Origin of the sequence: Agromyces sp. NPDC058104, assembly GCF_042884835.1 — a bacterium.
GTDB lineage: Bacteria > Actinomycetota > Actinomycetes > Actinomycetales > Microbacteriaceae > Agromyces.
The window spans coordinates 631,066-657,792 of record NZ_JBHVTD010000003.1; the positions used below are offsets into that span (position 1 = coordinate 631,066).

The 26,727-nt window shown below is 72.8% G+C and carries 23 protein-coding genes; 4 read left to right on the forward strand and 19 right to left on the reverse strand.

Annotated elements, in window-relative coordinates:
* Window positions 1-82: 82 nt before the first annotated feature.
* The gene (smc, locus tag ACFVTH_RS16845) at window positions 83-3,601 is read right to left on the reverse strand and encodes a chromosome segregation protein SMC (protein ID WP_387093329.1); all 3,519 of its coding nucleotides are present in this window, start codon (window positions 3,599-3,601) and stop codon (window positions 83-85) included.
* A 183-nt stretch (window positions 3,602-3,784) separates the two neighbouring features.
* Here smc and ACFVTH_RS16850 point away from each other — a divergent pair, with 183 nt between their 5' ends.
* Entirely contained in the window at window positions 3,785-4,855 is a 1,071-nt protein-coding gene (locus tag ACFVTH_RS16850; RefSeq protein ID WP_387093332.1) for a GNAT family N-acetyltransferase, read from the forward strand.
* A gap of 8 nt (window positions 4,856-4,863) precedes the next feature.
* Here ACFVTH_RS16850 and ACFVTH_RS16855 read toward each other — a convergent pair whose 3' ends face one another.
* The 11 genes from ACFVTH_RS16855 to ACFVTH_RS16905 all read right to left on the reverse strand — a co-directional run bounded on the left by ACFVTH_RS16855 (window position 4,864) and on the right by ACFVTH_RS16905 (window position 16,136).
* The gene (locus ACFVTH_RS16855; RefSeq protein ID WP_387093335.1) at window positions 4,864-5,082 is read right to left on the reverse strand and encodes a TetR/AcrR family transcriptional regulator C-terminal domain-containing protein; all 219 of its coding nucleotides are present in this window, start codon (window positions 5,080-5,082) and stop codon (window positions 4,864-4,866) included.
* A 164-nt stretch (window positions 5,083-5,246) separates the two neighbouring features.
* Complete coding sequence (gene mutM, locus ACFVTH_RS16860; protein WP_387093337.1) at window positions 5,247-6,164, reverse strand: bifunctional DNA-formamidopyrimidine glycosylase/DNA-(apurinic or apyrimidinic site) lyase; 918 nt, start codon at window positions 6,162-6,164, stop codon at window positions 5,247-5,249.
* Window position 6,165: 1 nt separating this feature from the next.
* The gene (gene rnc, locus ACFVTH_RS16865) at window positions 6,166-6,876 is read right to left on the reverse strand and encodes a ribonuclease III (protein ID WP_387093676.1); all 711 of its coding nucleotides are present in this window, start codon (window positions 6,874-6,876) and stop codon (window positions 6,166-6,168) included.
* Window positions 6,877-6,922: 46 nt separating this feature from the next.
* Complete coding sequence (gene rpmF, locus ACFVTH_RS16870) at window positions 6,923-7,126, reverse strand: 50S ribosomal protein L32 (RefSeq protein WP_022887809.1); 204 nt, start codon at window positions 7,124-7,126, stop codon at window positions 6,923-6,925.
* Between the two features lie 2 nt (window positions 7,127-7,128).
* Entirely contained in the window at window positions 7,129-7,698 is a 570-nt protein-coding gene (locus tag ACFVTH_RS16875; protein WP_387093340.1) for a YceD family protein, read from the reverse strand.
* Between the two features lie 11 nt (window positions 7,699-7,709).
* On the reverse strand, window positions 7,710-10,088 hold the full coding sequence (locus tag ACFVTH_RS16880) for a DUF3488 and DUF4129 domain-containing transglutaminase family protein (RefSeq protein WP_387093343.1): 2,379 nt from the start codon (window positions 10,086-10,088) through the stop codon (window positions 7,710-7,712).
* The gene (locus tag ACFVTH_RS16885) at window positions 10,078-11,514 is read right to left on the reverse strand and encodes a DUF58 domain-containing protein (protein WP_387093346.1); all 1,437 of its coding nucleotides are present in this window, start codon (window positions 11,512-11,514) and stop codon (window positions 10,078-10,080) included. The genes ACFVTH_RS16880 and ACFVTH_RS16885 overlap by 11 nt, the downstream gene beginning before the upstream one ends.
* A 1-nt stretch (window position 11,515) precedes the next feature.
* Window positions 11,516-12,547 carry an AAA family ATPase gene (locus tag ACFVTH_RS16890; RefSeq protein ID WP_386940701.1) on the reverse strand — a complete coding sequence of 344 codons (1,032 nt, stop codon included), beginning with the start codon at window positions 12,545-12,547 and terminating at the stop codon, window positions 11,516-11,518.
* Entirely contained in the window at window positions 12,544-13,035 is a 492-nt protein-coding gene (gene coaD, locus ACFVTH_RS16895; protein ID WP_157423978.1) for a pantetheine-phosphate adenylyltransferase, read from the reverse strand. The genes ACFVTH_RS16890 and coaD overlap by 4 nt, the downstream gene beginning before the upstream one ends.
* A gap of 51 nt (window positions 13,036-13,086) precedes the next feature.
* Window positions 13,087-15,309, reverse strand: coding sequence for an ATP-dependent DNA helicase RecG (locus ACFVTH_RS16900; protein ID WP_387093349.1), 2,223 nt, complete (start codon window positions 15,307-15,309; stop codon window positions 13,087-13,089).
* Window positions 15,306-16,136, reverse strand: coding sequence for a hypothetical protein (locus ACFVTH_RS16905; protein ID WP_387093352.1), 831 nt, complete (start codon window positions 16,134-16,136; stop codon window positions 15,306-15,308). The genes ACFVTH_RS16900 and ACFVTH_RS16905 overlap by 4 nt, the downstream gene beginning before the upstream one ends.
* 48 nt (window positions 16,137-16,184) lie before the next feature.
* On the opposite strand from ACFVTH_RS16905, the gene rsmD reads away from it, so the two are divergent.
* Window positions 16,185-16,778 carry a 16S rRNA (guanine(966)-N(2))-methyltransferase RsmD gene (gene rsmD / locus ACFVTH_RS16910; RefSeq protein WP_387093354.1) on the forward strand — a complete coding sequence of 198 codons (594 nt, stop codon included), beginning with the start codon at window positions 16,185-16,187 and terminating at the stop codon, window positions 16,776-16,778.
* Here the strand turns inward: rsmD and thiL are convergent.
* On the reverse strand, window positions 16,748-17,755 hold the full coding sequence (gene thiL, locus ACFVTH_RS16915) for a thiamine-phosphate kinase (RefSeq protein ID WP_387093356.1): 1,008 nt from the start codon (window positions 17,753-17,755) through the stop codon (window positions 16,748-16,750). The genes rsmD and thiL overlap by 31 nt on opposite strands.
* A gap of 208 nt (window positions 17,756-17,963) precedes the next feature.
* On the opposite strand from thiL, the gene ACFVTH_RS16920 reads away from it, so the two are divergent.
* Window positions 17,964-19,631, forward strand: a complete 1,668-nt coding sequence (locus ACFVTH_RS16920) for a substrate-binding domain-containing protein (protein WP_387093359.1) — start codon at window positions 17,964-17,966, stop codon at window positions 19,629-19,631.
* Window positions 19,632-19,677: 46 nt separating this feature from the next.
* On the forward strand, window positions 19,678-20,205 hold the full coding sequence (locus ACFVTH_RS16925; RefSeq protein WP_387093361.1) for a DUF3515 domain-containing protein: 528 nt from the start codon (window positions 19,678-19,680) through the stop codon (window positions 20,203-20,205).
* A gap of 101 nt (window positions 20,206-20,306) precedes the next feature.
* Here the strand turns inward: ACFVTH_RS16925 and ACFVTH_RS16930 are convergent, their stop codons facing one another.
* The 6 genes from ACFVTH_RS16930 to leuC are packed head-to-tail and all read right to left on the reverse strand — an operon-like array spanning window position 20,307 to window position 26,643.
* Window positions 20,307-21,398, reverse strand: coding sequence for a D-alanine--D-alanine ligase family protein (locus tag ACFVTH_RS16930; RefSeq protein WP_387093364.1), 1,092 nt, complete (start codon window positions 21,396-21,398; stop codon window positions 20,307-20,309).
* Window positions 21,298-22,437: an NAD(P)H-dependent glycerol-3-phosphate dehydrogenase gene (locus ACFVTH_RS16935; protein WP_387093366.1), complete on the reverse strand. Its 1,140-nt coding sequence runs from the start codon at window positions 22,435-22,437 to the stop codon at window positions 21,298-21,300. The genes ACFVTH_RS16930 and ACFVTH_RS16935 overlap by 101 nt, the downstream gene beginning before the upstream one ends.
* Window positions 22,427-23,203 carry a lysophospholipid acyltransferase family protein gene (locus ACFVTH_RS16940; RefSeq protein WP_387093369.1) on the reverse strand — a complete coding sequence of 259 codons (777 nt, stop codon included), beginning with the start codon at window positions 23,201-23,203 and terminating at the stop codon, window positions 22,427-22,429. The genes ACFVTH_RS16935 and ACFVTH_RS16940 overlap by 11 nt, the downstream gene beginning before the upstream one ends.
* A gap of 7 nt (window positions 23,204-23,210) precedes the next feature.
* On the reverse strand, window positions 23,211-24,578 hold the full coding sequence (murA, locus tag ACFVTH_RS16945) for a UDP-N-acetylglucosamine 1-carboxyvinyltransferase (protein ID WP_387093372.1): 1,368 nt from the start codon (window positions 24,576-24,578) through the stop codon (window positions 23,211-23,213).
* A complete protein-coding gene (leuD, locus tag ACFVTH_RS16950) occupies window positions 24,575-25,195 on the reverse strand; it encodes a 3-isopropylmalate dehydratase small subunit (protein WP_386940681.1) in 621 nt (206 codons plus the stop codon). The genes murA and leuD overlap by 4 nt, the downstream gene beginning before the upstream one ends.
* Window positions 25,195-26,643, reverse strand: a complete 1,449-nt coding sequence (gene leuC / locus ACFVTH_RS16955) for a 3-isopropylmalate dehydratase large subunit (protein ID WP_386940679.1) — start codon at window positions 26,641-26,643, stop codon at window positions 25,195-25,197. The genes leuD and leuC overlap by 1 nt, the downstream gene beginning before the upstream one ends.
* Window positions 26,644-26,727: the final 84 nt, after the last annotated feature.

Below are 26,727 nucleotides of genomic sequence, written 5' to 3' on the forward strand. Positions count from 1 at the left end.
GAGCGAGAACTCACCCGAGCGAGAGCTCACCCGAGTGCGCTCGCGCGCGCCTCGGCTCGGCTCGGCTCGGCTCGGCTGAGCGTCAGCTGGCCTGCGCCTCGCGCTCCTCGCGCACGCGCTGCCCGACGACCGCCGAGACGCCGTCCTGGCGCATCGAGACGCCGTAGAGGGCGTCGGCGATCTCCATCGTGCGCTTCTGGTGGGTGATGACGATGAGCTGGCTGGCGTCGCGCAGGCTCTCGAACGTCGTGAGCAGGCGCCCCAGGTTGGCGTCGTCGAGCGCGGCCTCGACCTCGTCCATGATGTAGAACGGGCTGGGGCGCGCCTTGAAGATCGCCATGAGCAGCGCCACCGCCGCGAGCGATCGCTCGCCGCCCGAGAGCAGCGAGAGGCGCTCGATCTTCTTCCCCGCGGGCTTCACGCTCACCTCGATGCCGGTCGTCAGCATGTCGTCGGGGTTCGTGAGCGAGATGCTGCCGGTGCCCCCCGGGAACAGCACGGGGAACACCTCGGCGAACGCCGCCTTCGTGTCGTCGAAGGCGCTGCGGAAGATCGACTCCATCCGCCCGTCGATCTCCTCGATGATCGTGAGCAGGTCCTTGCGGGTGTTCGCGAGGTCGGTGAGCTGCTCGCTGAGGAACTGGTGGCGCTGCTCGAGCGCGGCGAACTCCTCGAGCGCGAGCGGGTTCACCCGGCCGAGCTGGGCGAGCTTCCGCTCCGCGCCCGCGAGCCGGCGCTGCTGCTCCTCGCGGCGGAACGGCCGCGGCTCGCCCTCCTCGTCCTCGGCGGGGATGAGCTCCTCGGGGCCGTACTCGTCGATGAGCACCTGCTCGTCGAGGCCGAGCTCCGACTCGGCGCGCTCGACGAGCCCGCCGACGTGCAGCTTCTTCTCGTAGATGCGCAGCTCGAGCCCGTGCACGTCCTCCGTGACCGAGTGCAGGCGCTCGCGCACCGCGGCCTCCTCGCGGCGCACCGCCTGGAGCTCCTCGTTGCGGCTCGAGCGCTCGGCCTCCGCCCGTCCGAGGGCGACGCGGGCCTCGGCGACCGAGGCGTCGACCGATTCGAGCGCGGGCGGCAGCGCCTCGGCGACGCGCCGCGCCGCCTCGAGCTGCGCCCGGCGGATCACCGCGCGGCGGGCGGCCTCGACCGCGGCCTTCCGCTCGGCGTCGTACTGCGCCTCCATCGTGCGGATGCGGGCCTCCTCGGCGCGCACGCGCTCCTTGGCGGTCTCGAGCCGAAGCTTCGCCTCGACCTCGGCCTCGCGGGCGGACTCGACGGTCGCGAGCGCCGCGTCGCGCACGGAGACGTCGAGCACCGGCCGCGGCACCGCGCGGGCCGACTCGAGCGCGGCCTTCGCCTCGCCCGCCGCCTGCTCGGCCTCGGCGACGCGCTCCTCGGCGTTCGTCGACGCCTGGCGGAGTCGTTCCGACTCGGCCTCGGCGGCCTCGGCCTGCACGCGGGCGCGGTTCAGCCGCTCGGTGCGCTGCGCGAGCTGCGCGTCGAACTCGCGGAGCGCGGCGAGCGCGCGCTTCGACTCCTCCTTCGACGCCTCGACGAGCTGCCGCTGCTCGGCGAGCTCCGCCCGGCTGCGCTCGATCTCGCCGCGCACCTCCTCGAGGCGTGCTGCAGCGCGATCGCGTTCGGCGATGAGCTCGATGCGGCTCTGCTTGCGACCCGAACCGCCCCGCACGACGTACCGGCCGATGACGGTGCCGTCTCGGGTGATCACGGTCGCCGGGCGGGATGCCTCGACGAGCGCCGGCTCGGCGGCCCGCGCCGCGGCGAGGTCGTCGGCGATGAAGATCTCGGCGAGCAGCCCCCGCACCCCGGCCGGTGCGGTGACGACGGAGGCGGCGGCGGTGAGGCCCGCGACCGAGGTCTGGGCGTCGGCCTCGCCGCCGGGTTCGGCGACGGCGAGTGCGACGCGGCCGAGCTCGCCCGACTCGGCCCGCCCGAGCGCGCGGTAGGCGGCGTCGCGGTCGTCGACGAGCACGGCATCGGCGAGCGAACCGAGCGCGGCCGCGATCGCGGCCTCGTAGCCTGCGGCGACCTGCATCGACTCGGCGAGGAGGCCGCGGACGCCGGGGACCCCTGCGGCGACGAGCGCGGCCGAGCCGTCCTTCTGGTCGAGGGCGAGCGAGAGCGCCTGGGTTCGGGCGCTGAGTGCGCCGTGCTCGCGCTCCCTGCCGTGGAGCTCGTCGCGGATGCGCTCGATCTCGGCCTCCGCCTCGAACAGGGCCCCCTGTGCGAGCTCGTAGGCCTCGTCGAGATCGGTCTCGGCGGTCTGCTCGATACCGGCGGCCGCCTCCGCCTCGGCGAGCGCGGCCGCGGCCGCCTCACGACGGCCGGCCGAGGCCGCGAGCGCGTTGGCGTGGCGCAGCACCTCGCCGCGCACGGCGGCGAGCTTCGAGGCGGCGGAGTCGGCCTGGCCGGTGAGCTTCGAGAGCTCGAGGTCGTAGGCGGAGACGAGCGCCGACTGCCGGGCGATGCCCTCGTCGACCGAGTCGAGTTCGGCACGGGTGCGCATCGTCGCCTCGTGGGCGAGGTCGAGGGCGGATGCCTCGGTGCCGATGCCGTCGCGGAGCCCGTCGAGCTCGGCGACCGCGCCGTCGATCATCTCCCGGGTCACGCTCGGCGCGGCATCCGATTCGTCGGAAGCGCCCTCGAGGAGCGCGATCCGCTGACGGGCGAGCGAGTCGAGCGAACGCAGGCGCGACTGGGCCTGCTCGAGCGCGAAGCTCGTCGAACGGGCGCGGTCGACGTCGTCGCCGCCCTGCGCCTCCTCGAGGCGCGTGACCTTGGCCTGGTGCTGCTCGAGGCGCTCCTGCAGCACGAGCCGCTCGGAGTGCCGCTCGTGCTCGCTCTTCCCGTGCTCCTCGAGCGCGCGCCGGAGGCCGACGACCTCGTCGGCGAGCAGTCGGGCCTTCGCATCGCGCACGACGGCGGCGATCGTCGCGGCCTCGCGGGCGACCTCGGCCTGACGGCCGAGTGGCTTCAGCTGTCGCCGGATCTCACCGGCCAGGTCGGAGAGGCGGGTGAGGTTCGTCTGCATCGCGTCGAGCTTGCGGAGGGTCTTCTCCTTGCGGCGGCGGTGCTTGAGGATGCCCGCGGCCTCCTCGATGAAGCCGCGCCGGTCCTCGGGGGTCGCGCGCAGCACCTGGTCCAGCTGGCCCTGCCCGACGATGACGTGCATCTCGCGGCCGAGCCCCGAATCGCTGAGGAGCTCCTGCACGTCGAGGAGGCGGCACTGGTCGCCGTTGATCGCGTACTCGCTCGTGCCGTTGCGGAACAGGGTGCGCGAGATCGTCACCTCGCTGTACTCGATGGGCAGCGCACCGTCGGAGTTGTCGATCGTGAGGCTCACCTCGGCGCGGCCGAGCGGGCCGCGCGTCGAGGTGCCGGCGAAGATGACGTCCTCCATCTTGCCGCCGCGGAGGGTCTTCGCGCCCTGCTCGCCCATCACCCAGGCCAGCGCGTCGACGACGTTCGACTTGCCCGATCCGTTCGGGCCGACGATGCACGTCACGCCCGGCTCGAAGGCGAAGGTCGTCGGCTGTGCGAAGGACTTGAAGCCCTTGAGCGTCAGGCTCTTGAGGTACACGTCCTACCCTCCCCTGTGCGCGAGAACGCTGCGGACTACCGTATCCGAGGATTCCGCCCCCGAAGCGCACGCGCGCCGCTCCCCGCGGGATTGCACCCTTGTCGCCGTCCGCGGTGCTCGGTAGTCTGGGCGGCTGCCCACCGGGCGGCGCATCGTCCGACGCACCACCGAGAGGAGTCGAGCATGACCGTCGAGATCCGACCGATCACGCTCCCCGAACGGCTCGGCACGCCCGAGGCGGCCGAGTTCGAGCGCTACGCCGACTTCGCGATCGACATCGAGGTCGAGCGCTGGGGCGACGACCGCTTCGCGTACACCCGCGAGGAGATGCTCGCCATGTACCGCGACGACGACTACGAGTTCCGGCAGGCGTTCGCCGCGTGGCACGGCGACGCCTGCGTCGGCCGCTCGATCACGTGGGGCGAACGCGACGCGGCCGCCGAGAGCGGCATCGTCATCGTCGAGGTGGCCCCGGCCTTCCGTCGCCGAGGCGTCGGGAGCCGTCTCCTCGAACGCGCCGAAGGTGTGCTGACCGACCTCGGCCGCCGGCGCAACACGGGCTGGATCGACTTCCCGCTCGATCAGCTCGACACCCCGGGCGAGCGGCTGCACCCGCCCGACGGCGACGCCTCCCTCCCGGCCGAGCTGCCCAGCGTGCGATTCGCGATCCGGCACGGCTACGTGCTCGGCCAGCTCGAGCGGGCGAGCGTGCTCGAGATCGGCGGCCGCACCGCGGAGTTCCGGGAGGCGTCGGCGCTGCGCGAGGCCGAGGCATCCGACTACCGGATCGTCACCTGGACCGACCACGTGCCCGACGACCTCGTCGACGGCTATGCGGCGGCCCGGGCGCGCATGGTGCTCGACGTCCCCGCGGGGGGCCTCGATCTCGACCCCGAGATCTGGGATGCGGAGCGTGTGCGCGTGCACGAGTCGCACGCGACGCGAGGCGGGCGCACCCTGCTCGTCGCCGCGGCGGTCGCGCCCGACGGCTCGATCGCCGGCTACACCGAGCTCGAGCTGCCCCCGGGCAAGCCGCTCGCCTTCCAGTCCGACACGCTCGTCGTCGCCGCGCATCGCGGCCACGCGCTCGGCATGCGGGTGAAGCTCGCGAACCTCGTGCGCCTCGCCGAGCTCGCGCCCGAGCGCACCGCGGTCTACACCTGGAACGCCGACGAGAACGACCACATGCTCGCGATCAACGTGGCGCTCGGGTTCGAGGTCCACGGCTTCGGCGCCGAGTTCCAGCGCGGCTGATCGGCCGATCAGCCGCCGGTTCGCGCGCCGTACCTGGCCACGATGGTCAGCGCCCCCTCATGCACGACGCGGCGCGTCTCGGCGTCGCTCTGCGACCAGCCGCCGTGGAGCAGTCTCGGCCAGAAGGCGACGGTCGAGATCATGCCGAGGAACTGCGCGGACGCCGTGTCGGGGTCCTCGACGAACGCGTCGCCGGCGGCGCTCGCGGCGACGAAGCAGCGCCGCACCGCCGCGAACAGGGGCAGGGTGCCGAAGTCGAAGATCCGTCTACTCGACGACGCTGGATTCGGTCTCGAGCGAGCCGACCCGCATCGAGCGGAGCTTCGACCCGGAGGCGGTCCGGCGACTCAAGGCCGAGTCCGATCACGACCTCTCGGTCGACGGCCCGAACTCACCGCTTACGCTGGCATTTCGGGCAGCGGTGCGAGGAGCGGTTCATGAAGGGCTCGCGCACCATCGCGGTGCCGCACCGCGGGCACGGCTTGCCCGCGCGCCCGTACGCGTTCAGGGAGTGCTCGAAATAGCCCGAGGCGCCGTTGACGTTGACGTACTGCGCGTCGAAGCTCGTGCCGCCTTCGGTGAGGGCGCGTCCGAGCACATCGCGCACGGCTCCGAGCAGTTCGCGCACGCGCCGGGGGCCGAGCGACGCGGCGGGCTGCTCGGGGTGCAGGCGAACCGCCCACAGGGACTCGTCGGCGTAGATGTTGCCGATGCCGCTCACGATGCCCTGGTCGAGCAGCACCCGCTTGATGCCCGTGCCGCGACGGGCCAGCTGCGCCGCGAACCCGTCGTCGGCGAACTCGGGATCGAGCGGATCGCGGGCGATGTGGGCCACCTGGCTCGGAATGAGCCGAGCCCACTCCCCCGTCGTCGCGGCCGAGAAGCCGCCGAAGCCGCCGTCAGCGGTCGGCAGCATGCGGTCGACGGCGAGCGAGCCGAAGATGCGCTGGTCGACGAAGTCGACGCGCAGCTCGCCGTGCGCCGGATGCTCGAGGTGCAGGCGAACCCGCGCATGGCGGTCGTCACCCGGGTGGTCGGGGGTGCGCAGCAGCATCTGCCCGCTCATGCCGAGGTGTCCGACGATCGCACGTTCGTCGAGCACGCCCTCGAGCGGCAGCCACAGGAACTTGCCCCGTCGCACCGCGGCCGCGATGCGCGCGCCCGTGACGAGTCGCTCGAAGTCGCCGATGAGCGGATCGTGCCGCTTCAGCGATCGCCGGTCGAGCACCTCGACCGCGCTGACGACGGCACCGGTCACCGCGGGCGCAAGCCCGGAGCGGACGACCTCGACCTCGGGGAGCTCGGGCACCTCAGGCCGCGCCGTTGATGCGCGTCCAGGCCTCGAGTGCCGCGGCCATCTCGGCCTGCTTCTTGCTCGAGCCCTCGCCCGACGCCTGCACGAGGTCGCCGACCGTCACGGTCGCGACGAAGTGCTTGTTGTGATCGGGCCCCGACTCCGCGACGGAGTACGACGGAGCGGGAGCGCCACGACGTGCCGCGATCTCCTGCAGGCTCGTCTTCGGGTCCATCGCGGCGCCGAAGCGCTCGGGGTCCTGCATGAGCGGGGTGATGAGACGCAGCACGAGCTCGGTCGCGGCGTCGCCGCCGGCGTCGAGGTAGACCGCGCCGATGATCGCCTCGACGGTGTCGGCGAGGATCGACGGCTTGTCGGCGCCGCCGGTCATCGTCTCGCCGCGGCCCAGCCGGATGTACGAGCCCACGCCGATCGTGCGACCGACCTCGGCGAGCGCGACGCTCGAGACGAGGCTGGCGCGCCGCTTCGCGAGCTCGCCCTCATCGAGGTCGGGATGGTCCCGGAAGAGCCTGACCGTGACGGCCTGGCCGAGGATCGAGTCCCCGAGGAACTCGAGGCGCTCGTTGGTCGGGATGCCGCCGTTCTCGTACGCGAACGACCGGTGCGTGAGCGCGAGCAGGAGCAGGGAGGGATCGATGTCGACCTGCAGCGTTCGCTGCAGCTCGTCGAGCGTACGATCCTCGAGCGCGGTGCGCCCGCCTCCCATGCGTTCCGTTCGCGTCACGACCGGTCGTCGGTGCGTCTCGGGCCGACTAGACGTCGGCGACCTTGCGGCCCTTGTACTCGAGGAAGAGCGGGGTGCCCGCGGAGTCCTCGACGACCTTCGCGCGGTGCGGGAGGCTGTAGGTGACCTTGCCGTTCTCGACGGTCTTGACGAGCGTGGGGACCTCGGCCTTCCACTGCGAACGGCGCGCGTGGGTGTTGGCGCGTGACTTCTTCCGCTTGGGAACAGCCATGACTATCTCTCTTCTCTCTGCTGGTCGGCGCCGGATGACGCATCCGGACCGTTGTCTTCGGAAGCCTGGAACCCTGCGAGCGCGGCCCAGCGCGGGTCGTTGTGCTCAGGGGTGACGAGTTCCGGATGATCGGCCAGTCGGAGCCCGGTCTCGGGGTCGAGACCCGGGCAATCCGGTCGGCACACCGGCTGGAACGGCAGTGACAGCACCACCGCATCTCGGATGAGTGGTTCAAGATCCACGTGGTCGTCTTGAACCTCATACTCGATGGCTTCCCCGCCATGATACCCGAAGAGCTCTTGGAACTCGACTTGGACGGGCACGGCGAGTTCGATCAGGCAGCGCCCGCATTCGCCGTCGGCGGTCGCGTCGACCTCGGCGGTGACGAGGATGCCCTCGTGCACGGACTCGAGCCGGACGTCGAGATCGATCGACGACCCCGCCTTCACGGCGACGAGTCCTTCGCCGAGCTGCTCGGGCGCGGGCGCGCTGAAGCGCTCCTCGCGCATCTCGCCCGGACGGTTCACGAGATCGCGCACGCTGAGGTCGAACGCGGAATGCTTGATGGCCACGATCGACGATTCTACGCGTCGACGGGTGGACGTTCGCCGAACGTCGGCCGTGCCCGATCGATGAGCGAACGCGGCACGAGCGTCGCACGCCATCTGACGAGCAGGGACTCCCCCTCCGCGAGCGCGGCGCAGGCGATCGCGAGCGCGTCCACGAGCCCGTCGGATGCCGCACCGCCGCCGTCGGCCCGACCGGCCGGCGCGGCCGCACCGGCACGGCGCGACGGCTCAGCCGGTCCGTAGCGCTCGCGCTCGACGGCGTCACGGAGCACCACGAGTGCCGCGCGCGCGTCGTCGTCGACGAAGCCCTCCCGCTCGTCGAGCCGCCGCGCGATCGCACGCGGGGTCGAGGTCGGTTCGAGCCGGATCCCGAGGTCGCGTGCGGTGGCGACGAGCTCGTCCCACGCGGCATCCGCCGGACGGTCGCCGCGTGCGATCCGCCGCCGTCGCGAGGCGCGCTGGCCCGCGCGCAGCGTCGCAGGCGCCAGGAGGAGGCCGGCGACGAGGAGCAGCGCGACGCCGCCGCGGAACCACCACGAGTCGGCCGGCGACGCCGAGCCGTTCCCGCCGGCGAGGTTGCGGTCGGGGTCGAGCTCGGGGCGCCCGCTCAGCGGGGCGCTCGCGCTGCCCGACGCGGGCGAGGGCGTCGCCGCCGCGTCGCCGGCCCCGGGCCGCGAGTAGTCGGGCACCGTGCCGCGACTCGGCGTGGGCTCGAACGGCACCCATCCCACGCCCTCGAAGTAGAGCTCGGGCCACGCGTGGAGGTCGTGCGAGTCGACCTCGACGCGCTGCACGCCGCCGACACGCTCCTGCGTCGAGGTGCCCTGGGTGTAGCCGACGGAGATACGCGACGGGATCCCGACCTCGCGGGCGAGCACCGCCATCGTCGAGGCGAAGTGCACGCAGTAGCCCGTGCGCTCCTCGAGGAACCGGGCGATCACGTCGAGGCCGCCGCCGTCGTAGCCCGCCTCGACGGGCGCCTCCGTCGAATACTCGAAGGCCGAGGAGCGGAGAAACGCCTGGATCGCGACGGCCGCGTCGTACTGGGTCGCCGCGTCGCCCGCGACGGCCGACGCGGTCTCGGCGATGACCTGCGGCGCGTCGTCGGGCAGTGCGAGGAAGTCGTCGTACTCCTCGCCGGCCCGTCCGCCCGCCGATCTCAGCTGCGACGGGGTCGGATCCACCTCGAGCCAGGTCGCGCGATAGCGCTGACCGCCCGTGTCGGCATCGACGCTCCGCACCGTCAGCGAGCCGGCGTCCCAGAACCACGATCCGCTGAGCCCCTCGACCTGCCGGGTGGGGTACGGCAGGGGCAGCCAGGTGGTCCGCACCTCGTCGACGACGATGTCGATGGGATGCTCCGTGGCGGAGACGTCCGAGTCGAGGCCGTCGGGAAGGGGCAGGGCGTCGACGGTGTTGTCGGCGTCGACCGGCCGCTCGGTGACACCCCAGGCCTGTCCTTCGAATCGATCGAGCGTCAGCACCGTGAAGTACGGGCGGTCGTTGTCGCGCGCGAAGTAGTGGAACGCCGGCCGGGGATCGGGCCGGCGCAGGTCGCGCCCGAGGTCGATGAACGGGCTCACGCCGCGCGCGAAGCTCGTCGCCGGCGCGCCCGACCCGAGCAGCAGGCTCGAGGAGATGCTCGGGGTCGAGGCGGTGAGCACCGCCGCCGTGAGGATGCCCACCGCGGTGAGGCCGAGCGTCGCGCCGAGGGTCGAGACGATCGGCACCCGCGCCGGCGGGATGACCGTGGTGCCGCCCGTCTCGTCGTTGCGCTCCGCCGCGGCGAGCAGCGCGCGGCGGCGGGCGCGCACGTCGATGCGGAGGAGCAGCAGGTAGGAGGCCGCCGAGAACACCAGCGTCGGCACCTCGGCGCCCGATTCGATGATGAAGCCCGGGATGAGGATCGGGACGAGCGCGGGCGCCGCGGCGAGGGCAGGCATGCGGACGGTCTGGACCAGCACGTCCATGCAGACCGCGAGCACCCCGACGCCGAGCGCCAGGACGAAGTTGAGCGCCGGGACGGGGATCGCGGGGACCGACTGCTGCTGGATGGTGCGCTGGGCGCCGTCGAAGAGCTCGCCGAAGTGCACGAAGGTGTCCTGGGTGGGCACGATGAGCGCGAAGCTCGTCGAGCCGCCGAAGAGGAGCGTCAGCAGGAAGAGCAGGACGACGATCTCGAGCACCGGCACGAGCGAGGCGGGCACCCGCACGGCCCGGAGACCGGCGCCGCCGAAGAGCGTCCCGGCGGCCACGAACGCGCAGAGCCACCACCACCCGCTGCCAGAGATGAGCGGGCCGAGCGCCATCGTCGCGACCGAGAGCAGGAGGAGGCTCGCCGCGGTGAGCGCGAGTCGCTGTCCGCGCGTGAGGGGCAGTGGCTCAGGACGCATCGCGTCCTCCTGCCGACGGCGTGCTCGGGCCGCGGCGCGCAGACCCCGACGCGCCGTCCGACACCGCCGCCGTCGCGCCCGTGCCGCTCATGGGATCGCGCTGCGCCGCACCGGCCCACGCGTCGCCGATCGCGGCGGCCCGCCGCACCCGCACCACGCGCCAGTCGGCCTGCTCCAGCGCGTCGACGACGCGCGCGGCGACGCCCTCGCCGACGAAGGCGACCGCGGGCTCGAAGCCGGTGCGCAGCGAGACGAGCGTCGCGGCATCCTGCTCGTCGGGGTCGACGAGCACGGCGAATCCCGGCATCCTCGCCTCCCGGGCGCGCACCTCGCCGCGCCCGGTGCCCTCGGCGATCCGGCCGCCGCGCGCGGCCGCGCCCTCGTCCCGGTCGACGCGGTGCGGGGAGTCGAGCCGGGCGAGGTCCTCGAGCAGCAGGTGGTCTCCGCCCGGCATGCGATAGGCGCCGGGCACCCCCTCGCCGACCCCGCCGCGCCCGGGGTCGCCCAGCGGGTCGCAGCGGACGCGGAACCCGCGCTCGAGCAGGTGGACGCCGATCGAGGCCGCCACCTCGACGCCGAGCTCGAAGCCGAAGTGCACCCGCTCGGCCGACTCGGGCCGCGTCCCGCCCGTGCGGAACTGCCCCGAGAGCGTCGTGTCGAGGAGGATCCGGACCTCGGGGTCGCCCCGCTGCTCCTCCTCGCGCACCATGAGCTCGCCGCGCCGGGCGGTCGCCGGCCAGTTCACGCGTCGCAACGGGTCGCCGTAGCGGTACTCGCGGGCGATGAGCTCGTCGGAGTTCGGGTGGGAGCGCCGCTGCAGCCCGTGCAGCACGCCGTCGACGCTCGCGGCCGAGCCGAGCGCACGCTCGAGGGGCGTCACCCGCGGGGTCACGACGACCTCGTGCCGCGGGCCCGCGTCGCGGTCGATCCGGGCGAGCCCGAAGGGGTCGGCCACGCCGATCCGCATCGGTCCGATGCCGTAGACGCCACGACGGGGCAGTCGCAGCCGGTACTCGAGGTGCACGGTGTCGTCGCCCGACGGCAGCACGCCCTCGTACGGCCCGAGCGCGGGCAGCACCGCCTCGGCGGGGGCGTCGAGCCCCTCGGGCACCCGGTCGCGCCAGTGCGCACCGTCGAGGGTGCGGCGCGAGCGGTTGCGCACCGCGATCGCGACGCCGGTCGACGAGCCGGCCGCGACGACCGGCGGCGAGAACCTGCGGGTCACGCCGAGCCGCGGCACGCGCAGCGTCACGAAGAGCGCGGCGACGCCCGGCATCGCGATCCCGACGAACGCGAGCAGCATGACGTCGCGCAGGTCGAACCAGAGCGAGACGGCGAGGAGCGCGGCTCCGACCATCAGCAGCGCGCCGCCGCGCCGGGTGAGTCGCGGCCAGGCCGCGACGCGCAGGGGACGGGGGCGCCTCATGTCAGTTCCTTCGTGCGCTGCCGACCGGAACCGGCGTCTCCCCCACGATGCGTCGGACGATGGCGTCGATGAGCGGGCCCGCATCGCGGTCGTGCGCGCCGAGCGCCCGGCTCGTCGGCACGAGCCGGTGCGCGAGCACCGGCACGGCGAGGGCGTCGATGTCGTCGGGCAGCACGAAGTCGCGGCCGTGCATCGCGGCGTGCGCCTTCGCCGCGCGCACGAGCTGGAGCGTCGCCCGCGGGCTCGCGCCGAGCCTGAGCTGGCGGTCCTCGCGGGTCGCTCGGGCGAGTTCGACCGCGTACTCCTGCACGGGCTGCGAGGTGAAGACCTGGTGCACCGCGGCGATCATGGCGCGGAGCTCGCCGAGGGAGACGACGGCGTCGAGCGCGTCGAACGGGCTCGAGGTCTCGCGCGTCGTGAGCATCGCGAGCTCGTCGGCCGACGCCGGGTAGCCCATCGAGATGCGCGCCATGAAGCGGTCGCGCTGCGCCTCGGGCAACGGGTAGGTGCCCTCCATCTCGACGGGGTTCTGGGTGGCGACCACGGTGAACGGCGGATCGAGGCGATAGGTCGTGCCGTCGGCCGTGACCTGGCGCTCCTCCATGCACTCGAGCAGGGCCGACTGGGTCTTCGGGCTCGCCCGGTTGATCTCGTCGCCGATGACGAGGTTCGCGAAGACGGGGCCGCGCTTGAACTCGAAGCGCCGGCTCGACTGGTCGAAGACCGACACGCCGGTCACGTCGCTCGGCAGCAGGTCGGGGGTGAACTGGATGCGGCTGACGCTCGCGTCGACCGACCGCGCGAGCGCCTTCGCGAGCATCGTCTTGCCGACGCCGGGCACGTCCTCGATGAGGAGGTGGCCCTCGGCGAGCAGCACGGTGAGGGCCGCGGTGACGGCGTCGCGCTTGCCGGCGATCACCGTCTCGACGTTCGCCACGATGGCCGCAGCGAGCGAACCGACCTCGTCGATGCCCATGGTCGCGGCGCGCGCCGCCGAACCCGACCCGCCCGTCACCGCGACCTCGCTGCTCATGGCGTCATCGCCACCGCGAGGTAGTCGGCCACGACGGCCGGCACGTAGGGAGCCACGTCGCCGCCGAGGGAGGCGACCTGCCTCACGAGCGAGCTCGACACGTGCGCGTTCGCCGGATCGGGCAGGAGGAACACCGTCTCGACGCCGGCGAGATGCCGGTTGACGATCGCCATCGGCGTCTCGTACGCGACGTCGAGCTGCGAGCGGACGCCCTTGACGAGCACGCTCGCGCCGACGTCGGTGCAGTAGTCGACGAGCAGGCCCATGCTCCAGGCGGCGACGACGATGCGGCCCTCGATGCCGGCGTCGGCGATCGACTGCTCGATCAACGAGACCCGCTGGGCGATCGGCAGGAGCGCCGACTTGTCGGGGTTGTGGACGACGACGACGTGCAGCTCGTCGTAGAGGCCCGCGGCCCGCGAGATCACATCGAGGTGGCCGCGCGTGACGGGGTCGAACGATCCGGGGACGACGGCGATCCGCTGCATACGCACCAGCGTAGCGCCAGCGGAGGCCCCGTCGGAGCCCGGCCGAGAGTCTCAGCCCTTGCTCAGGTAGCCGCTCGCCTCGTCGTCGAGCCGACGGCGGACGGCGGCGGCCAGCGCGGGGTGCCGCTCGAGCGTCGGATCGGCCGCGAGGATCGCCTCGGCCTCGGCCCGCGCGTCGGCGATGACCTCGCCGTCGCGGACCACGCGCAGCAGCTTGAGCGAGGAGCGCCCGCCCGACTGCATCGCCCCGAGCACGTCGCCCTCCTGGCGGAGCTCGAGGTCGACGCGGGCCAGCTCGAAGCCGTCGAGGGTCGCGGCGACCGCCTCGACGCGCTGCAGCGCGAGCGAGTTCGGCGGCGCACCCGTGACGAGCAGGCAGAGGCCCGGAACGGCACCGCGGCCGACGCGGCCGCGAAGCTGGTGCAGCTGGGAGACGCCGAAGCGGTCGGCGTCGACCACGACCATGACGCTCGCGTTGGGCACGTCGACGCCCACCTCGATGACCGTGGTCGAGACGAGGACGTCGAGCTCGCCGGCGGCGAAGGCGCGCATCGTGCGGTCCTTCTCGTCGGCGCTCATGCGACCGTGCAGCGGCGCGACACGAAGCTCGGCGAACCGGGGGTGGGACTCGAGCTCGGCGAGCACCGACGCGACGGATGCCACAGGGCCCGCGCCCGCGCCCTCGCTCTCGCCCTCCCCCGGCGCGACCTCGGCGCCGTCGTCTTCTGCGACGCGCGTCTCGATCGCGGGGCACACGACGAAGCCCTGCCGGCCGAGCGCGACCTCCTCGGCGAGGCGCTCCCACACGCGCGGGCGCCAGGCCGGGCGGATCGCGAGCGGCACCACCTGCGACTCGATGCCCGCGCGGCCGGCCGGCAGCTCGGCGATCGTGGAGACGTCGAGGTCGCCGAACACGGTCATCGCCACGGTGCGCGGGATCGGCGTCGCCGTGAGCACGAGGACGTGCGGCGGCTCGGCGCCCTTGAGCCGCAGCGCCTCGCGCTGCTCGACGCCGAAGCGGTGCTGCTCGTCGACCACGACGAGCCCGAGGTCGGCGAACGTCACCGTGTCGCCGAGGAGCGCGTGGGTGCCGACGATGAGCCTCGACTGGCCGGCCGCGGCGCGCAGCAGGGCCTTCTTGCGTTCGGCGGCGGGCAGCTGGCCGGTGAGCAGCGTCGGGATCAGCTCGGCGGAGAGCTCGGGCCCGAGCATCTTCACGATCGAGCGGAGGTGCTGGGCGGCGAGCACCTCGGTCGGGGCGAGCAGCGCCGACTGCCCGCCGGAGTCGGCGACCGCGAGCATCGCGCGCAGCGCGACGACCGTCTTGCCCGAGCCGACCTCGCCTTGGACGAGCCGGTTCATCGGCACGGGCTCGCCGAGGTCGTGGGCGATCTCGGCGCCGACCTGCTCCTGGTCGCCCGTGAGCGAGAACGGCAGCGCGGCGTCGAAGCGCTCGAGGAGTCCCCCGGGCACCGGGCGCCGGGCGAGGGCGTGGCGCGCGCGCAGGGCGGCGCGCCGCTCGAGGAGGGCCGACTGGAGCACGAACGCCTCGGTGAAGCGCAGGGTGCGCCGCGCCGCCTTCCAGTCGGACTCGCGCTCGGGGCGATGGACGCGTTCGAGCGCCTCGCGATGGCCGAGGAGCCCGCGGCCCTCGCGCACCGAGCCCGGCAGCGGATCGTCGACGCGGCCGAGCCCGTCGAGCAGCATCCCGATCGCCTTCGCCAGCTGCCAGCTCGCGAGCGTCGACGTCGCGGGGTAGATCGCGATGGGCGCCTCGGCCCAGCGCCTGGCCGCCGCGTCACCGACCTCGGCGGGCACCTCGTCGTCGAAGAGCTCGTAGTCGGGATGCGCCAGCTGGCGATTGCCGCGATAATCGCCGACCTTGCCCGCGAAGATGCCGCGGCGCCCGGGCCGCAGGTCGTTCTCGCGCCACCGCTGGTTGAAGAAGGTGAGCGTCAGCACGCCCGTGCCGTCGGTGATCTTCGCCTCGACGATCGACCCCCGGCGCTGGCGCATCTCGCGGACACGCACCTCGATCACCTCGGCGACGAGCGTCACGTTCTCGTCGAGCGGCAGCGACGCGAGCGCCGTGAGCTCGCCGCGCAGCGCGTAGCGGCGCGGATAGTGCGCCAGCAGGTCGCCGACGGTGACGTGGCCGAACGCCCGCTCGATCGCCTGCGCCGTGCGCCCGCCGAGGGCGCCGGCCAGCTTGGAATCGAGCGTGTAGCTGCCGGGGATCGCCTCCTCGGGGGCATCCGCTGGTCGTGCGGTCATGCCTCGATCGTAGGCGGCGCCTCCGTCAGCGCCGCGAGCTCGGCCTGCACGTAGGGGTCGTCGGGCCGCTCGGCCGCGAGCGCGCGCTGCAGCTCGAGCGCCTCCTCGGCGCGCCCGAGGCTGCGGAGGCACCGCGCGACCGACCACCTCGCGACGTGCCGCTGCTCGGCGGTGCCGTAGGCCTCGGCCGCCTTCGCGGCCTCCTCGAACTGCATGAGCGCGCCGGTGAGCCGGCCCGAGTCGTGCAGCGTCCAGCCGAGGTTGTTGTGGAGCGCGACGCCCCAGCGGAGCAGCCGCGGGTCGCGCGTGCCGTCGAGCACGTCGAAGCCCTCGGTCGCCCATTCCTCCTCGTGGCCGACGTCGTTGAGCGCGAGCATGTGCAGGGCGTCGAGCACGAGGAAGGTCGAGCCGGACAGGGCCGCCTCGCGCACCCCGCGGGTCAGCTCGGGGACGGCGTCGGCGGGCCGGCCGTCGGCCGCGGCGAGGCGGCCCCGCTCGATCGCGACGCGGGCGCGCAGCTCCCTCGCGAAGGCCTCGGGCTCGCGCTCGTCGACGGGCATGCCCGCGACGTCGTCGAGCACCGCGAGCGCCTCGTCGCGCCGGCCCAGCAACCCGAGGGCCCTGGCGAACTGGGTCTGCATGACCGCGCGCGTGTGCGGGGCCTGCGCCGCGTCGCCCGCGAGCTCGCGGAACCGTTCGGCGCTGGCGCCGGGGTCGGCGAAGTCCCACAGGCGATCGATCAGCTGCTGCTCGCCTCCACGGTGTCGGGACGGTTCGGCGGGCACGTGGTCGGTCGAACCGGTCTCTTCGTCAATCGGGGCTGGCACCCCTCCATCATGGCAGCGCTCGGCGGGCGTCGATATGCTGCCGGGAGCATGACCCGCATCATCGCCGGATTCGCCGGCTCACTCAGCCTCCAGGTCCCGCGCTCCGGCACCCGTCCCACGAGCGACCGCGTGCGCGAGGCGATCTTCTCCGCGCTCGAGGCGCGCGACGCGATCCACGGCACGCGCGTGCTCGACCTCTACGCGGGCTCCGGCGCGCTGGGCCTCGAGGCGGCGAGCCGCGGCGCCGCCGACGTCGTGCTCGTCGAGCGCGCGAAGCCCGCCGCCGACGTCTGCCGGCGCAACGCCGACGCCGTGGCCCGCGCCGACGGCGGGAGGCACGCGGTGCGCGTGCGCGTCGTCGCGCGCGCCGTCGCCGCCTACCTCGAGGGGGCGGCCGGGCCGGTCGACCTCGTGTTCATCGACCCGCCGTACGAGCTCTCGGAGCCCGCGCTCGCGCACGACCTCGAGCTGCTCGTCCCGCTGCTCTCCGACGACGCGGTCGTCATGGTCGAGCGCAGCAGCCGCTCGCCCGAGCCCGTCTGGCCGGCGGGGCTCGCCCCCGGGCGGCGCCGCGACTACGGGGAGACGACCCTGTGGTGGGCGGCGGCCGATCAGCCCGCGCGGCCGTCCCAGCCCGAGTAGGGGTCCCACCCCTCGGCCGCGATCGGCCCGCCGTCGACCCGCAGCTCGCCCGGCGCGTCGATCACGCGGCCGATGACCTCGAAGGGCGCGGGCACCGCCGTGCCGGCGGGGAAGGTCGCGAGCAGGCCGTGGTCCTCGGCGCCGGCGAGGGCGAGGCGCACCTCGGCGCCGAGCGCGGCGCCGTCGAAGTCGAGGCCGACCCCGCTCGCCTCGGCCAGCCGTCGCGCGTCGCGCGCCAGCCCGTCGGAGACGTCGAGCATGGCGGTCGCGCCCGCCTCGGCCGCGGCGACGCCGGCCCCGACGGGCGGCGCGGGCGCGAGCTGGGCGGCGATGAGACGCGGATGCCTCGCGCGGAGCGCGGCGGTGCGTTCGGGATCGGGCTCGCCCGAGGCATCCACGCCCTCGGCGAAGAGGAGGGCGAGCCCCCGCGCCGCCTCGCCGCGGACGCCGGCGTGCGCGACGAGGTCGCCGACGCGCGCACCCGACCGCGTCACCGGGGTGCGCCCCTCGAGGTCGCCGAACGCGGTCACGGCGATCGTCAGCACCGAGGAGGCCGAGAGGTCGCCGCCGACGACCCCCGCTCCCGGAGCGAGCGCCGCGAGCCCCTCGCGCAGCCCGTCGGCGATGCCCTCGAGCACCCCGACGGCGAGGCCGGGCGGCGCCGCGATCGCGACGACGAGCGCGGTCGGCCGGGCGCCCATCGCGGCGACGTCGGTGAGATTCGTCGCCGCCGCCTTCCAGCCGAGCTCGAACGGCGTCGACCACGCGAGTCGGAAGTCGGGACCGTGGATCATCATGTCGCACGTGACGACGAAGCGGCCGTCGGACGCGGCGAGCACGGCGGCGTCGTCGCCGGCGCCGAGGAGCGCCGCGTCGCCGGGCCGCAGCCGCGGCAGGATGCGGGCGAGCACCGCCTGCTCGCCGAGCGAGCCGATCGTCTCGAGATCGGCGTCGGTGCTGGGGCGATCGTCGGGCATCCCCTCAGCGTAGGTCACGGGCGAGCGTCGGATGATGTGTAATGGTTCTTTACGAATTCGGCGTCGATGCCTACGCTGGGTTCGCGAACAACCCGATCGCGGTGGACGAACTCGCCCACCGCCCTGCGATGGAGCAAGCGTGAGTCGACGGAGCGAACGAGCAGCGAACCGTCGACGGCGTCGCCGGACCACGATCGCGGTCGCGGCCGTGTCGTCCACCGTCGCCCTGGTCGCGGTCGCCGGCGTCGCAGGCGTCGCCTGGGCGAGCGGCGAGTTCGAGCGCTGGCAGAACCCCGAGATCCCATGCACCTCGCCCGCCGAGCTCAGCGTCGTCGCCGACCCCGCGATCGCCGCGACCGTGAAGGCGATCGCGGCCGACTACGACGCGAGCGAGAAGTCGTGCTCCCGCACCGAGGTGGTCTCGCAGGCCTCCGTCGACACGGCCGCGATGCTCGCGTCGGGCAACGCCGCGGGGCTCGACGCCTGGATCCCCGACTCCCCCGTCTGGCTCGTGCGCATGTCGAGCACCGCGCGATCGCTCGGCCGGCCGGTGCCGAACTTCGCCCTCGAGCGGTCGATCGCCTCGAGCCCCGTCGTCTTCGCTGGCGCCGCGGAGCGGGCCGGCGAGCTCGGCGATGCCGCGCCGGGGTGGAACGCGCTGATGAAGGGCGAGTTCACGGCGCTGCTCGCCGACCCCGAGGCCTCGTCGGCGAGCCTCAGCGCGCTGCAGGCCATGGAGCGCCGCGCCGACATCGGCGCGCCGCGGCAGTTCCAGACCGCGATGATCGGGCTCAACGACACCGTGCTGCCGACGGCCGCCGACGCCTTCGCCGCGCTCGGCTCGCGTCCGGCCGGCACCTTCGCGATCGCCAGCGAACAGCAGATCGCGCTGCACAACCGAGAGGCCGGCTCGTCCCCGCTCGTCGCCCTCTACCCCTCCGACGGCACCCTCGCCCTCAACTATCCGTTCCTCCGGGCCCTCGACGAGGCCGAGCTCGCGAAGAACCTCCCCGCTTCCGACGCCGAGCACGCACCCGAGACGGCCGAGTCGCGGGCGCTCGCGCTCCGGGCGCGCGAACTCGACGGCCTGAAGCTCGCGCTCTGGGGCGCGAAGGACGCCTTCGCCGCCGACGGCTTCCGCGACGGCGTGGGCTCGGGCGAGCTCGAACAGGAGGGCGTGCTCGCCGAGGCCGTCGCGGTCGACACCGCCGCCGCGGGGGCGCAGGTCTCGATCCTCCGCACCTGGGGCGTCCTGAGCCTCCGCTCCCGCATCCTCTCGGTCATCGACGTCTCGGGCTCGATGGAGGAGCCGACCGTCACCGGCCTCCGGCGGATCGACCTGCTCACCCAGGCGACGAGCTCGACGCTGGCCCAGTTCTCGGGCGACGTCGACCTCGGCATGTGGGTCTTCTCGACCGAGCGTGCGGGCGACCGGGACTGGGAGGCCCTGGCACCCATCGAGCGCCTCGGCGACGAGGAGCACAAGGCGGCGCTCGGCAACGCAATCGCCTCGCTGCCCGGCCGCCTCGGCGGCGCGACCGGTCTCTACGACACCGCCCTCGCCGCGGTCGCGCACGTCCGGGCGAGCTACGACCCCGGCAAGGTGAACTCCGTGCTCCTGCTCACCGACGGCCGGAACGAGGACGAGAACGGCATCTCGCTCGACCAGCTGCTCGCCCAGCTCGCCGAGATGGACGACCCGGCCAGGCCGGTGCCCGTCATCATGGTCGGCATCGGACCCGACACCGACGTGAAGGCGATGCGGGCGATCGCGAAGGCCACCGGCGGGGCGGCGTACTCGGCGGCCAAGCCGCAAGACCTGAGCGTCGTGCTCACCGACGCCCTCTCGCAGCGCGCCTGCCGCCCGAACTGCTGACCGGCGTCGCAGCCGGCACTCGGGATGGGCCACTACCCTGAAGGGGATGGAACACCCGACCGGCCGCCCCCACCGATCCCCGCGACCCCGCCGACTCCGCTTCGCCGCGCTGTTCGTCGCCGGCGCCGCCGCCCTCGCCCTCGCCGGGTGCAGCCAGGCGGTGCCGATCGACCCGGCGGCCGGGGCGAGCGACCCCGACTGCGCCGCGGTCGTCGTGCGCCTTCCCGACTCGATCGCCAAGGACACCGGGCAGGAGCAGGGCGAGCGCGAGACGAACGCGCAGGGCACCGGCGCGTGGGGCTCCCCCGCCTCGGTCCTGCTCCGGTGCGGCGTGCCCGAGCCCGGCCCGACGACCGATCGCTGCGTGAGCGTGAACGGGGTCGACTGGGTGATCGACGAGTCCGACGCGCCGAACTTCCGCTTCACGACCTACGGGCGCACCCCCGCCGTCGAGGTGCTCGTCGACAACGACGTTGTCTCGGGCACGACCGCGATCACCGAGCTCTCCTCGGCCGTCTCGGTCATCCCCGCCGACGGCGGCTGCACCGACGTCGACGAGGCGACGGCGGGCTGACGCGCGCCTGATGCCGGGGCGACTCCAGGACGACCTGGACGCCGGGACGCGCGGACTCCGGACGCCCGGCTCCGGTCACACCGCAGCGCTCCCGGGCCCCGCTAGCGCGGACCGGTCGCGAAGCCGACCTCGATGAGCTCGGTGATGAGCTCGGGGTAGCTGAGCCCCGAGTTGAGCCAGCACGTCGGGAACATCGAGATCGGGGTGAAGCCCGGCATCGTGTTGAGCTCGTTCACGACGAAGCCCTCGTCGGTGAGGAACACGTCGACGCGCGCGAGGCCCTGGCCGCCGATCGCCTCGAACGCGCGGCGCGCGATGCGCTGCAGCTCGAAGAGCTCGCCGTCGCCGAGGTCGGCGGGGCACACGAGCTCGACGCCCGGGGCATCCAGGTACTTGGCCTCGAAGTCGTAGAACTCGCGGCCGGTGACGACGACCTCGCCCGCGACGCTCACCCGGGGGGCGGTGCCGTCGCGGCCCTCGAGCACCGCGCACTCGATCTCGCGACCGACGACGCCCGATTCGATGAGCACGCTGCCGTCCTCGGCGAAGGCGACGTCGAGCGCCGCGTCCAGCTCGGCCCAGTCGCTCACCTTCGTGACGCCGACCGAGGAGCCGGCCCGCGCCGGCTTCACGAACACGGGCAGGCCGAGGCTGCGCGTGCGGCGCTGCCAGAGCTCGGGGTCGGCGGCGAGCGCCGCACGGGTCACGGTGACCCAGGGGGCGACCGGAATGCCGGCGCCCTCGAGCACGGTCTTCGTGAAGTGCTTGTCCATGCCGAGCGAGGAGGCGAGCACGCCGTTGCCGACGTAGGGCAGCCCGACCAGCTCGAGGAGCCCCTGGATCGTGCCGTCCTCGCCGAAGCGCCCGTGCAGGATCGGGAACACGACGTCGACGTCGCCGAGCGAACGGGTGCCCGAGGCATCCGTCACCGTCAGCTCGCGCGACGCCGTCGACTCGGGCCAGTGCACCCGGGTGCCGTTGTCGACGACCTCGGGCAGGTGCGCCGGGTCGAGCGCGAACCGCGCCGGATCGTCGGTCTCGAGGATGTAGGCGCCGTCGCGGGTGATCCCGACGGGGATCACCTCGAAGCGGCTACGGTCGATCGCCCCCAGTACTCCGCCCGCCGTTGCGCAGCTGATCGAGTGCTCGCTTGAACGCCCGCCGAACAGCAGAACCACCCTGAGCTTGTCCATCGTTCGTCCTTTCGCCCTGGGGCTCGTCGTCGGTCGTGAGGTGGGGCGCGATGTCCTTCGGGTCGAGCGTGCCCGCGAGCACCTGACGCACCTGTTCGACGATGGGCATCTCGACGCCCTTCGCCCGCGCGAGTTCGAGGATCGGCCCGACCGAGGCGAGCCCCTCCGTGGTCTGCTGCATCTGGTTCACCACGTCGTTCAGGTGATACCCCTGGCCGAGCAGCCGGCCCGCGGTGTTGTTGCGCGAGAGCGGCGACTGGCTCGTCGCGATGAGGTCGCCGAGCCCCGCAAGGCCCGACAGGGTCTCGGGGTGGGCGCCGAACGCGACCGCGAAGTCGGTCATCTCGACGAGGCCGCGGGTGATGATCGAGGCCTTCGTGTTCTCGCCGTAGCCGGCGCCGTCGACGATGCCGATCGCGACGGCGATGAGGTTCTTCAGCACGCCGCCGAACTCCGTGCCGATCACGTCGGTGTTCACGAAGGAGTGGAAGTAGCGGTTTCGGGCGACCGAGGCCACCGCCTGGGCGGTCTCGAGGCTCGTCGACGAGACCACCGCGGCCGTCGGCTGCTCCTTCGCGATCTCGAGCGCGAGGTTCGGGCCGGAGATGACCGCGATCTGCGACTCGTCGATCCGCAGCACCTCGGCGATGACCTCGCTCATGCGCTTGCCCGTCGACTTCTCGACGCCCTTCATGAGCGAGATGACCGTCGCCTGCGCGTGCAGGTGCGGCGCGATGAGCTTGAGGTTGTCGCGCAGCGACTGGCTCGGCACCGAGACGTAGACCAGCTCCGCACCCGCGAGGGCGAGGTCGAGCCGGTTCGTCGCGCGGAGCCCCAGCGGCAGGTTCACACCGGGGAGGTAGTCGCTGTTGCGCTTGGCCTCCTGGATCTCGCGCGCCATCTCGGGCCGGCGCGCCCAGAGCACGACGTCGGCGCCGCCGTCGGCCAGGATCTTCGCGAAGGTCGTGCCCCAGCTGCCCGCGCCGAGGACGGCGACGCGCTTGCCGACGGGCTTTCGCGCGGTCTGCTTAGTCTTCAAGGCGCCCCGTCTCCTTCTGGCCGTGGGCCACCGGATCCCAGCGCTCGGCCGGGGCCGGCTCGTGGCGGACCTCGGCGAGGAGTGCGGCGATCGCGTCCATCAGCTGCGCGGTCGCGGCGAGGAGGGCCGCCTGGTCGACGGGCTTGCCCCGGTACGCGCTCAGGTCGAGCGGTTCGCCGATGATGACGTCGATCGTCTTGCGCGGGAAGAGGCTGATCTTCTTGCCGTAGCGGGGCATGAGTGCCTGGGTGCCCCAGTGCGCGGCGGGCACGATGGGGATGTCGCGCTCCAGCGCGATGCGCACCGCCCCCGTCTTGCCGCGCATCGGCCACAGGTCGGGGTCGCGGGTGAGCGTGCCCTCGGGGTAGACGACGACCATGCGCCCCTTCTCGACGAGCTCCTCCGCGGCGCGGAGCGCCGCGTGGCCGTTGCTGCCCGCGCGCTCGACCGGGATCTGCCCCGAGGTGCGCAGGAACCAGCCGAGCACGGGGTTCTTGAAGAGGGAGGCCTTCGCGAGGAAGCGCGGTGCGCGCCCGAGCTTCCAGCTGGCGGCGCCCATCACGACCGGGTCGATCTCGCTGTAGTGGTTCGGCGCGAGCACGAAGGCCCCCGCCGCGGGCATGCGCTCGCGGTGGTGGAACCGGTACCGCACCGCCAGGTTGATCACCGGCAGGATGAGGACGGCGAGCACCCAGAAGAACGAGGGGCGGCGGGTCTCCGAACGCACCTTCGCGGTGGTCGTCGGGGACGAGTCGTCGTGTTGCACTCCCCTATTATCCTTCGAGTTCGAAGTCCGCCCCGAGCAGCTCGAGCTTCGTGATGAAGTCCTCGTACCCGCGCGCGATGATTCCGACGTTCGAGACGGTCGAGCGACCCTCTGCGGTGAGCGCGGCGATGAGATGGCTGAAGCCACCGCGGAGGTCGGGCACCTCGACGTCGGCGCCCGCGAGCTTCGTCGGGCCCGAGATCACGGCGGAGTGCTGGAAGTTGCGCTGGCCGAAGCGGCAGGGCCGCCCGCCGAGGCACTCCTTGTGCACCTCGATCGACGCGCCCATCTCGACGAGGGCGTCGACGAAGCCGAAGCGCTGCTCGTACACCGTCTCGTGCACGATCGAGACGCCCTTCGCCTTCGTGAGCGCGACGACGAGCGGCTGCTGCCAGTCGGTCATGAACCCGGGATGCACGTCGGTCTCGATGATGACGGGCTTCAGCTCGCCACCGGGGTGGTAGAAGCGGATGCCGTCCTCGGCGATCTCGAACGCGCCGCCGACCTTGCGGAAGACGTTGAGGAAGGTGAGCATCTCGGCCTGACGCGCGCCGCCGACGAAGATGTCGCCGTCGGTCGCGAGGGCGGCGGCCGCCCAACTGGCGGCCTCGTTGCGGTCGAAGAGGGCGCGGTGCGTGTAGCCGTTGAGCTTCTGCACGCCCTCGATGCGGATCACCCGGTCGGTGTCGACCGTGATGATGGCGCCCATCTTCTGCAGGATGTTGATGAGATCCATGATCTCGGGCTCGATCGCCGCACCCGAGAGCTCGGTGATGCCGTCGGCGAGCACTGCCGTGAGCAGCACCTGCTCGGTCGCGCCGACGCTCGGGTACGGGAGGGCGACCTTCGCGCCGTGCAGGCCGTTCGGCGCCGACATGCGGATGCCGCTCGGGAGCTTCTCGACGATCGCGCCGAAGTTGCGCAGCACCTCGAGGTGGTAGTCGATCGGCCGGTCGCCGATGCGGCAGCCGCCGAGGTCGGGGATGAACGCCTCGCCGAGCCGGTGCAGGAGCGGCCCGCAGAAGAGGATCGGGATCCGGCTGGAGCCGGCGTGCGCGTCGATGTCAGCCATGTGCGCCGTCTCGACGGCCGAGGGGTCGAGGATGAGCTCGCCCACCTCGCCCTGGGTCACCGTGACGCCGTGCACTTCGAGGAGGCCGCGCACGATGCGGACGTCGCTGATGTTCGGCACGTCCTTCAGGACGCTCGGGGTGTCGCCGAGGAGCGCCGCGACCATCGCCTTGGTGACGAGGTTCTTGGCCCCCTTCAGTTCGATCCGGCCGCGGAGCGGTTTGCCGCCGTTGATCGTGATCTTGTCGACGTTCAACCCGACTGCCGTCCCGTGGTTCTTGGCATCCTGCCCGAGTGTGTTCACAGACTCCCTGATTCCGCCGGCTCCCGGATGGGGAGCGTCTTGGGCCGCCACGCCGCTCGATGGGTCTCGAATTCGGCGATGGCTGCTTCGTCCCGGAGAGTGAGGGCGATGTCGTCCAGACCCTCCAGAAGCCTCCATCGAGTGTAGTCGTCGATATCGAAGGCCACTGTGAGCGCGCCTGCGCTCACCGTTCGTGCAACGAGGTCGACCGTCACGTCTATTCCCGGGTCGGCCTCGACGACCTCCCACAGGCGCTCCACGTCCTCGTACGCGACCTGCGCGGCGACGAGACCCTGCTTGCCCGAGTTTCCGCGGAAGATGTCGCCGAACCGCGAGCTCACGACGACGTCGAAGCCGTAGTCGCGCAACGCCCACACGGCGTGCTCCCGACTCGAGCCGGTGCCGAAATCGGGGCCGGCGATGAGGATCTTCGCACCCTGGTACTCGGGCCGGTTGAGCACGAACTCGGGGTCCTGCCGCCAGCCGTGGAACAGCGCGTCGTCGAAGCCGGTCTTCGTGACGCGCTTCAGGAACACGGCGGGGATGATCTGGTCGGTGTCGACGTTCGATCGGCGCAGCGGCACGGCGACGCCGGTGACGGTCGTGATCTTCTGCATCAGCGCGCCTCTCCTTCGTTCTGCAGATCCCAGGGGCTCGAGAGCGTGCCGCGGATCGCGGTCGCCGCCGCCACGAGCGGCGAGACGAGATGCGTGCGGCCGCCCTTGCCCTGGCGGCCCTCGAAGTTGCGGTTCGAGGTCGACGCGCAGCGCTCGCCCGGGGCGAGCTGGTCGGGGTTCATGCCGAGGCACATCGAGCAGCCGGCGAAGCGCCACTCGGCGCCGAAGTCGGTGATGACCTTGTCGAGCCCCTCGGCCTCGGCCTCGAGGCGCACCCGCGCCGAGCCGGGCACGACCATGACGCGAACGCCGTCGGCCTTCTGCTTGCCCTTGATGATCGAGGCGAACGCGCGCAGGTCCTCGATGCGGCTGTTCGTGCACGATCCCATGAAGACCGCGTCGACCTTGATCTCCTTGAGGGGGGTGCCCGCGGCGAGGTCCATGTACTCGAGCGCCCGCTCGGCGGCGGCGCGCTCGTGCTGGTCGGCGATCGTCGCCGGGTCGGGAACCGACTCCGAGAGCGAGACGCCCTGGCCGGGGTTCGTGCCCCAGGTGACGAACGGCTCGAGGGCGTCGGCGTCGATCGACACCTCGGCGTCGAAGGTCGCGCCCTCGTCGGTCGCGAGCGTGTTCCAGTACTCGACCGCGGCATCCCAGTCGTCGCCCTCGGGCGCGTGCGCCCGGCCCTTCAGGTACGCGTAGGTCGTCTCGTCGGGCGCGACCATGCCGGCGCGGGCACCGGCCTCGATCGACATGTTGCAGATCGTCATGCGGCCGTCCATCGACAGCGCGCGGATCGCGGATCCGCGGTACTCGAGCACGTAGCCCTGCCCGCCGCCCGTGCCGATCTTCGCGATCACGGCGAGGATGATGTCCTTCGCCGTCACACCGGGGCGCAGGGTGCCCTCGACGTTGATCGCCATCGTCTTGAACGGCTTCAGGGGCAGCGTCTGCGTGGCGAGCACGTGCTCGACCTCGCTCGTGCCGATGCCGAACGCCATCGCGCCGAAGGCGCCGTGGGTCGAGGTGTGCGAATCGCCGCAGACGACCGTGATGCCGGGCTGCGTGAGGCCGAGCTGGGGGCCCACGACGTGCACGATGCCCTGCTCCTTGTCGCCGAGCGAGTGCAGCCGGATGCCGAACTCGGCGGCGTTCCTGCGGAGCGTCTCGATCTGCGTGCGGCTCGTCAGGTCGGCGATCGGCTTGTCGATCTCGAGCGTCGGCGTGTTGTGGTCTTCGGTGGCGATCGTGAGGTCGGGCCGGCGCACCGGGCGCCCCGCCATGCGCAGGCCGTCGAATGCCTGCGGGCTCGTGACCTCGTGCACCAGGTGCAGGTCGATGTAGATGAGGTCGGGAGTGCCGTCCTCGCCCTGCTTCACGAGGTGTGCGTCCCAGACCTTCTCGGCCAGGGTGCGGGGGCGGTCGGCGCTCGTCTGCGCAGTACTCATGCGTTCGTCTCTCTTCGTTCCGGGGGGATCGACTTCGATCCTGAGAAATCGGCCGACGACGGACTCCGCGACGGGGACGGCCTC

What these genes read in the sequence shown, in the direction of transcription:
- ACFVTH_RS16850 (WP_387093332.1), top strand. Translation starts at nt 3,785, where the DNA reads ATGACCGTCGAGATCCGACCGATCACGCTCCCCGAACGGCTCGGCACG.
- rnc (WP_387093676.1), bottom strand. Translation starts at nt 6,876, where the DNA reads ATGGGAGGCGGGCGCACCGCGCTCGAGGATCGTACGCTCGACGAGCTG.
- rpmF (WP_022887809.1), bottom strand. Translation starts at nt 7,126, where the DNA reads ATGGCTGTTCCCAAGCGGAAGAAGTCACGCGCCAACACCCACGCGCGC.
- ACFVTH_RS16880 (WP_387093343.1), bottom strand. Translation starts at nt 10,088, where the DNA reads ATGCGTCCTGAGCCACTGCCCCTCACGCGCGGACAGCGACTCGCGCTC.
- ACFVTH_RS16885 (WP_387093346.1), bottom strand. Translation starts at nt 11,514, where the DNA reads ATGAGGCGCCCCCGTCCCCTGCGCGTCGCGGCCTGGCCGCGACTCACC.
- ACFVTH_RS16890 (WP_386940701.1), bottom strand. Translation starts at nt 12,547, where the DNA reads ATGAGCAGCGAGGTCGCGGTGACGGGCGGGTCGGGTTCGGCGGCGCGC.
- coaD (WP_157423978.1), bottom strand. Translation starts at nt 13,035, where the DNA reads ATGCAGCGGATCGCCGTCGTCCCCGGATCGTTCGACCCCGTCACGCGC.
- ACFVTH_RS16900 (WP_387093349.1), bottom strand. Translation starts at nt 15,309, where the DNA reads ATGACCGCACGACCAGCGGATGCCCCCGAGGAGGCGATCCCCGGCAGC.
- rsmD (WP_387093354.1), top strand. Translation starts at nt 16,185, where the DNA reads ATGACCCGCATCATCGCCGGATTCGCCGGCTCACTCAGCCTCCAGGTC.
- thiL (WP_387093356.1), bottom strand. Translation starts at nt 17,755, where the DNA reads ATGCCCGACGATCGCCCCAGCACCGACGCCGATCTCGAGACGATCGGC.
- ACFVTH_RS16925 (WP_387093361.1), top strand. Translation starts at nt 19,678, where the DNA reads ATGGAACACCCGACCGGCCGCCCCCACCGATCCCCGCGACCCCGCCGA.
- ACFVTH_RS16930 (WP_387093364.1), bottom strand. Translation starts at nt 21,398, where the DNA reads ATGGACAAGCTCAGGGTGGTTCTGCTGTTCGGCGGGCGTTCAAGCGAG.
- leuD (WP_386940681.1), bottom strand. Translation starts at nt 25,195, where the DNA reads ATGCAGAAGATCACGACCGTCACCGGCGTCGCCGTGCCGCTGCGCCGA.
- leuC (WP_386940679.1), bottom strand. Translation starts at nt 26,643, where the DNA reads ATGAGTACTGCGCAGACGAGCGCCGACCGCCCCCGCACCCTGGCCGAG.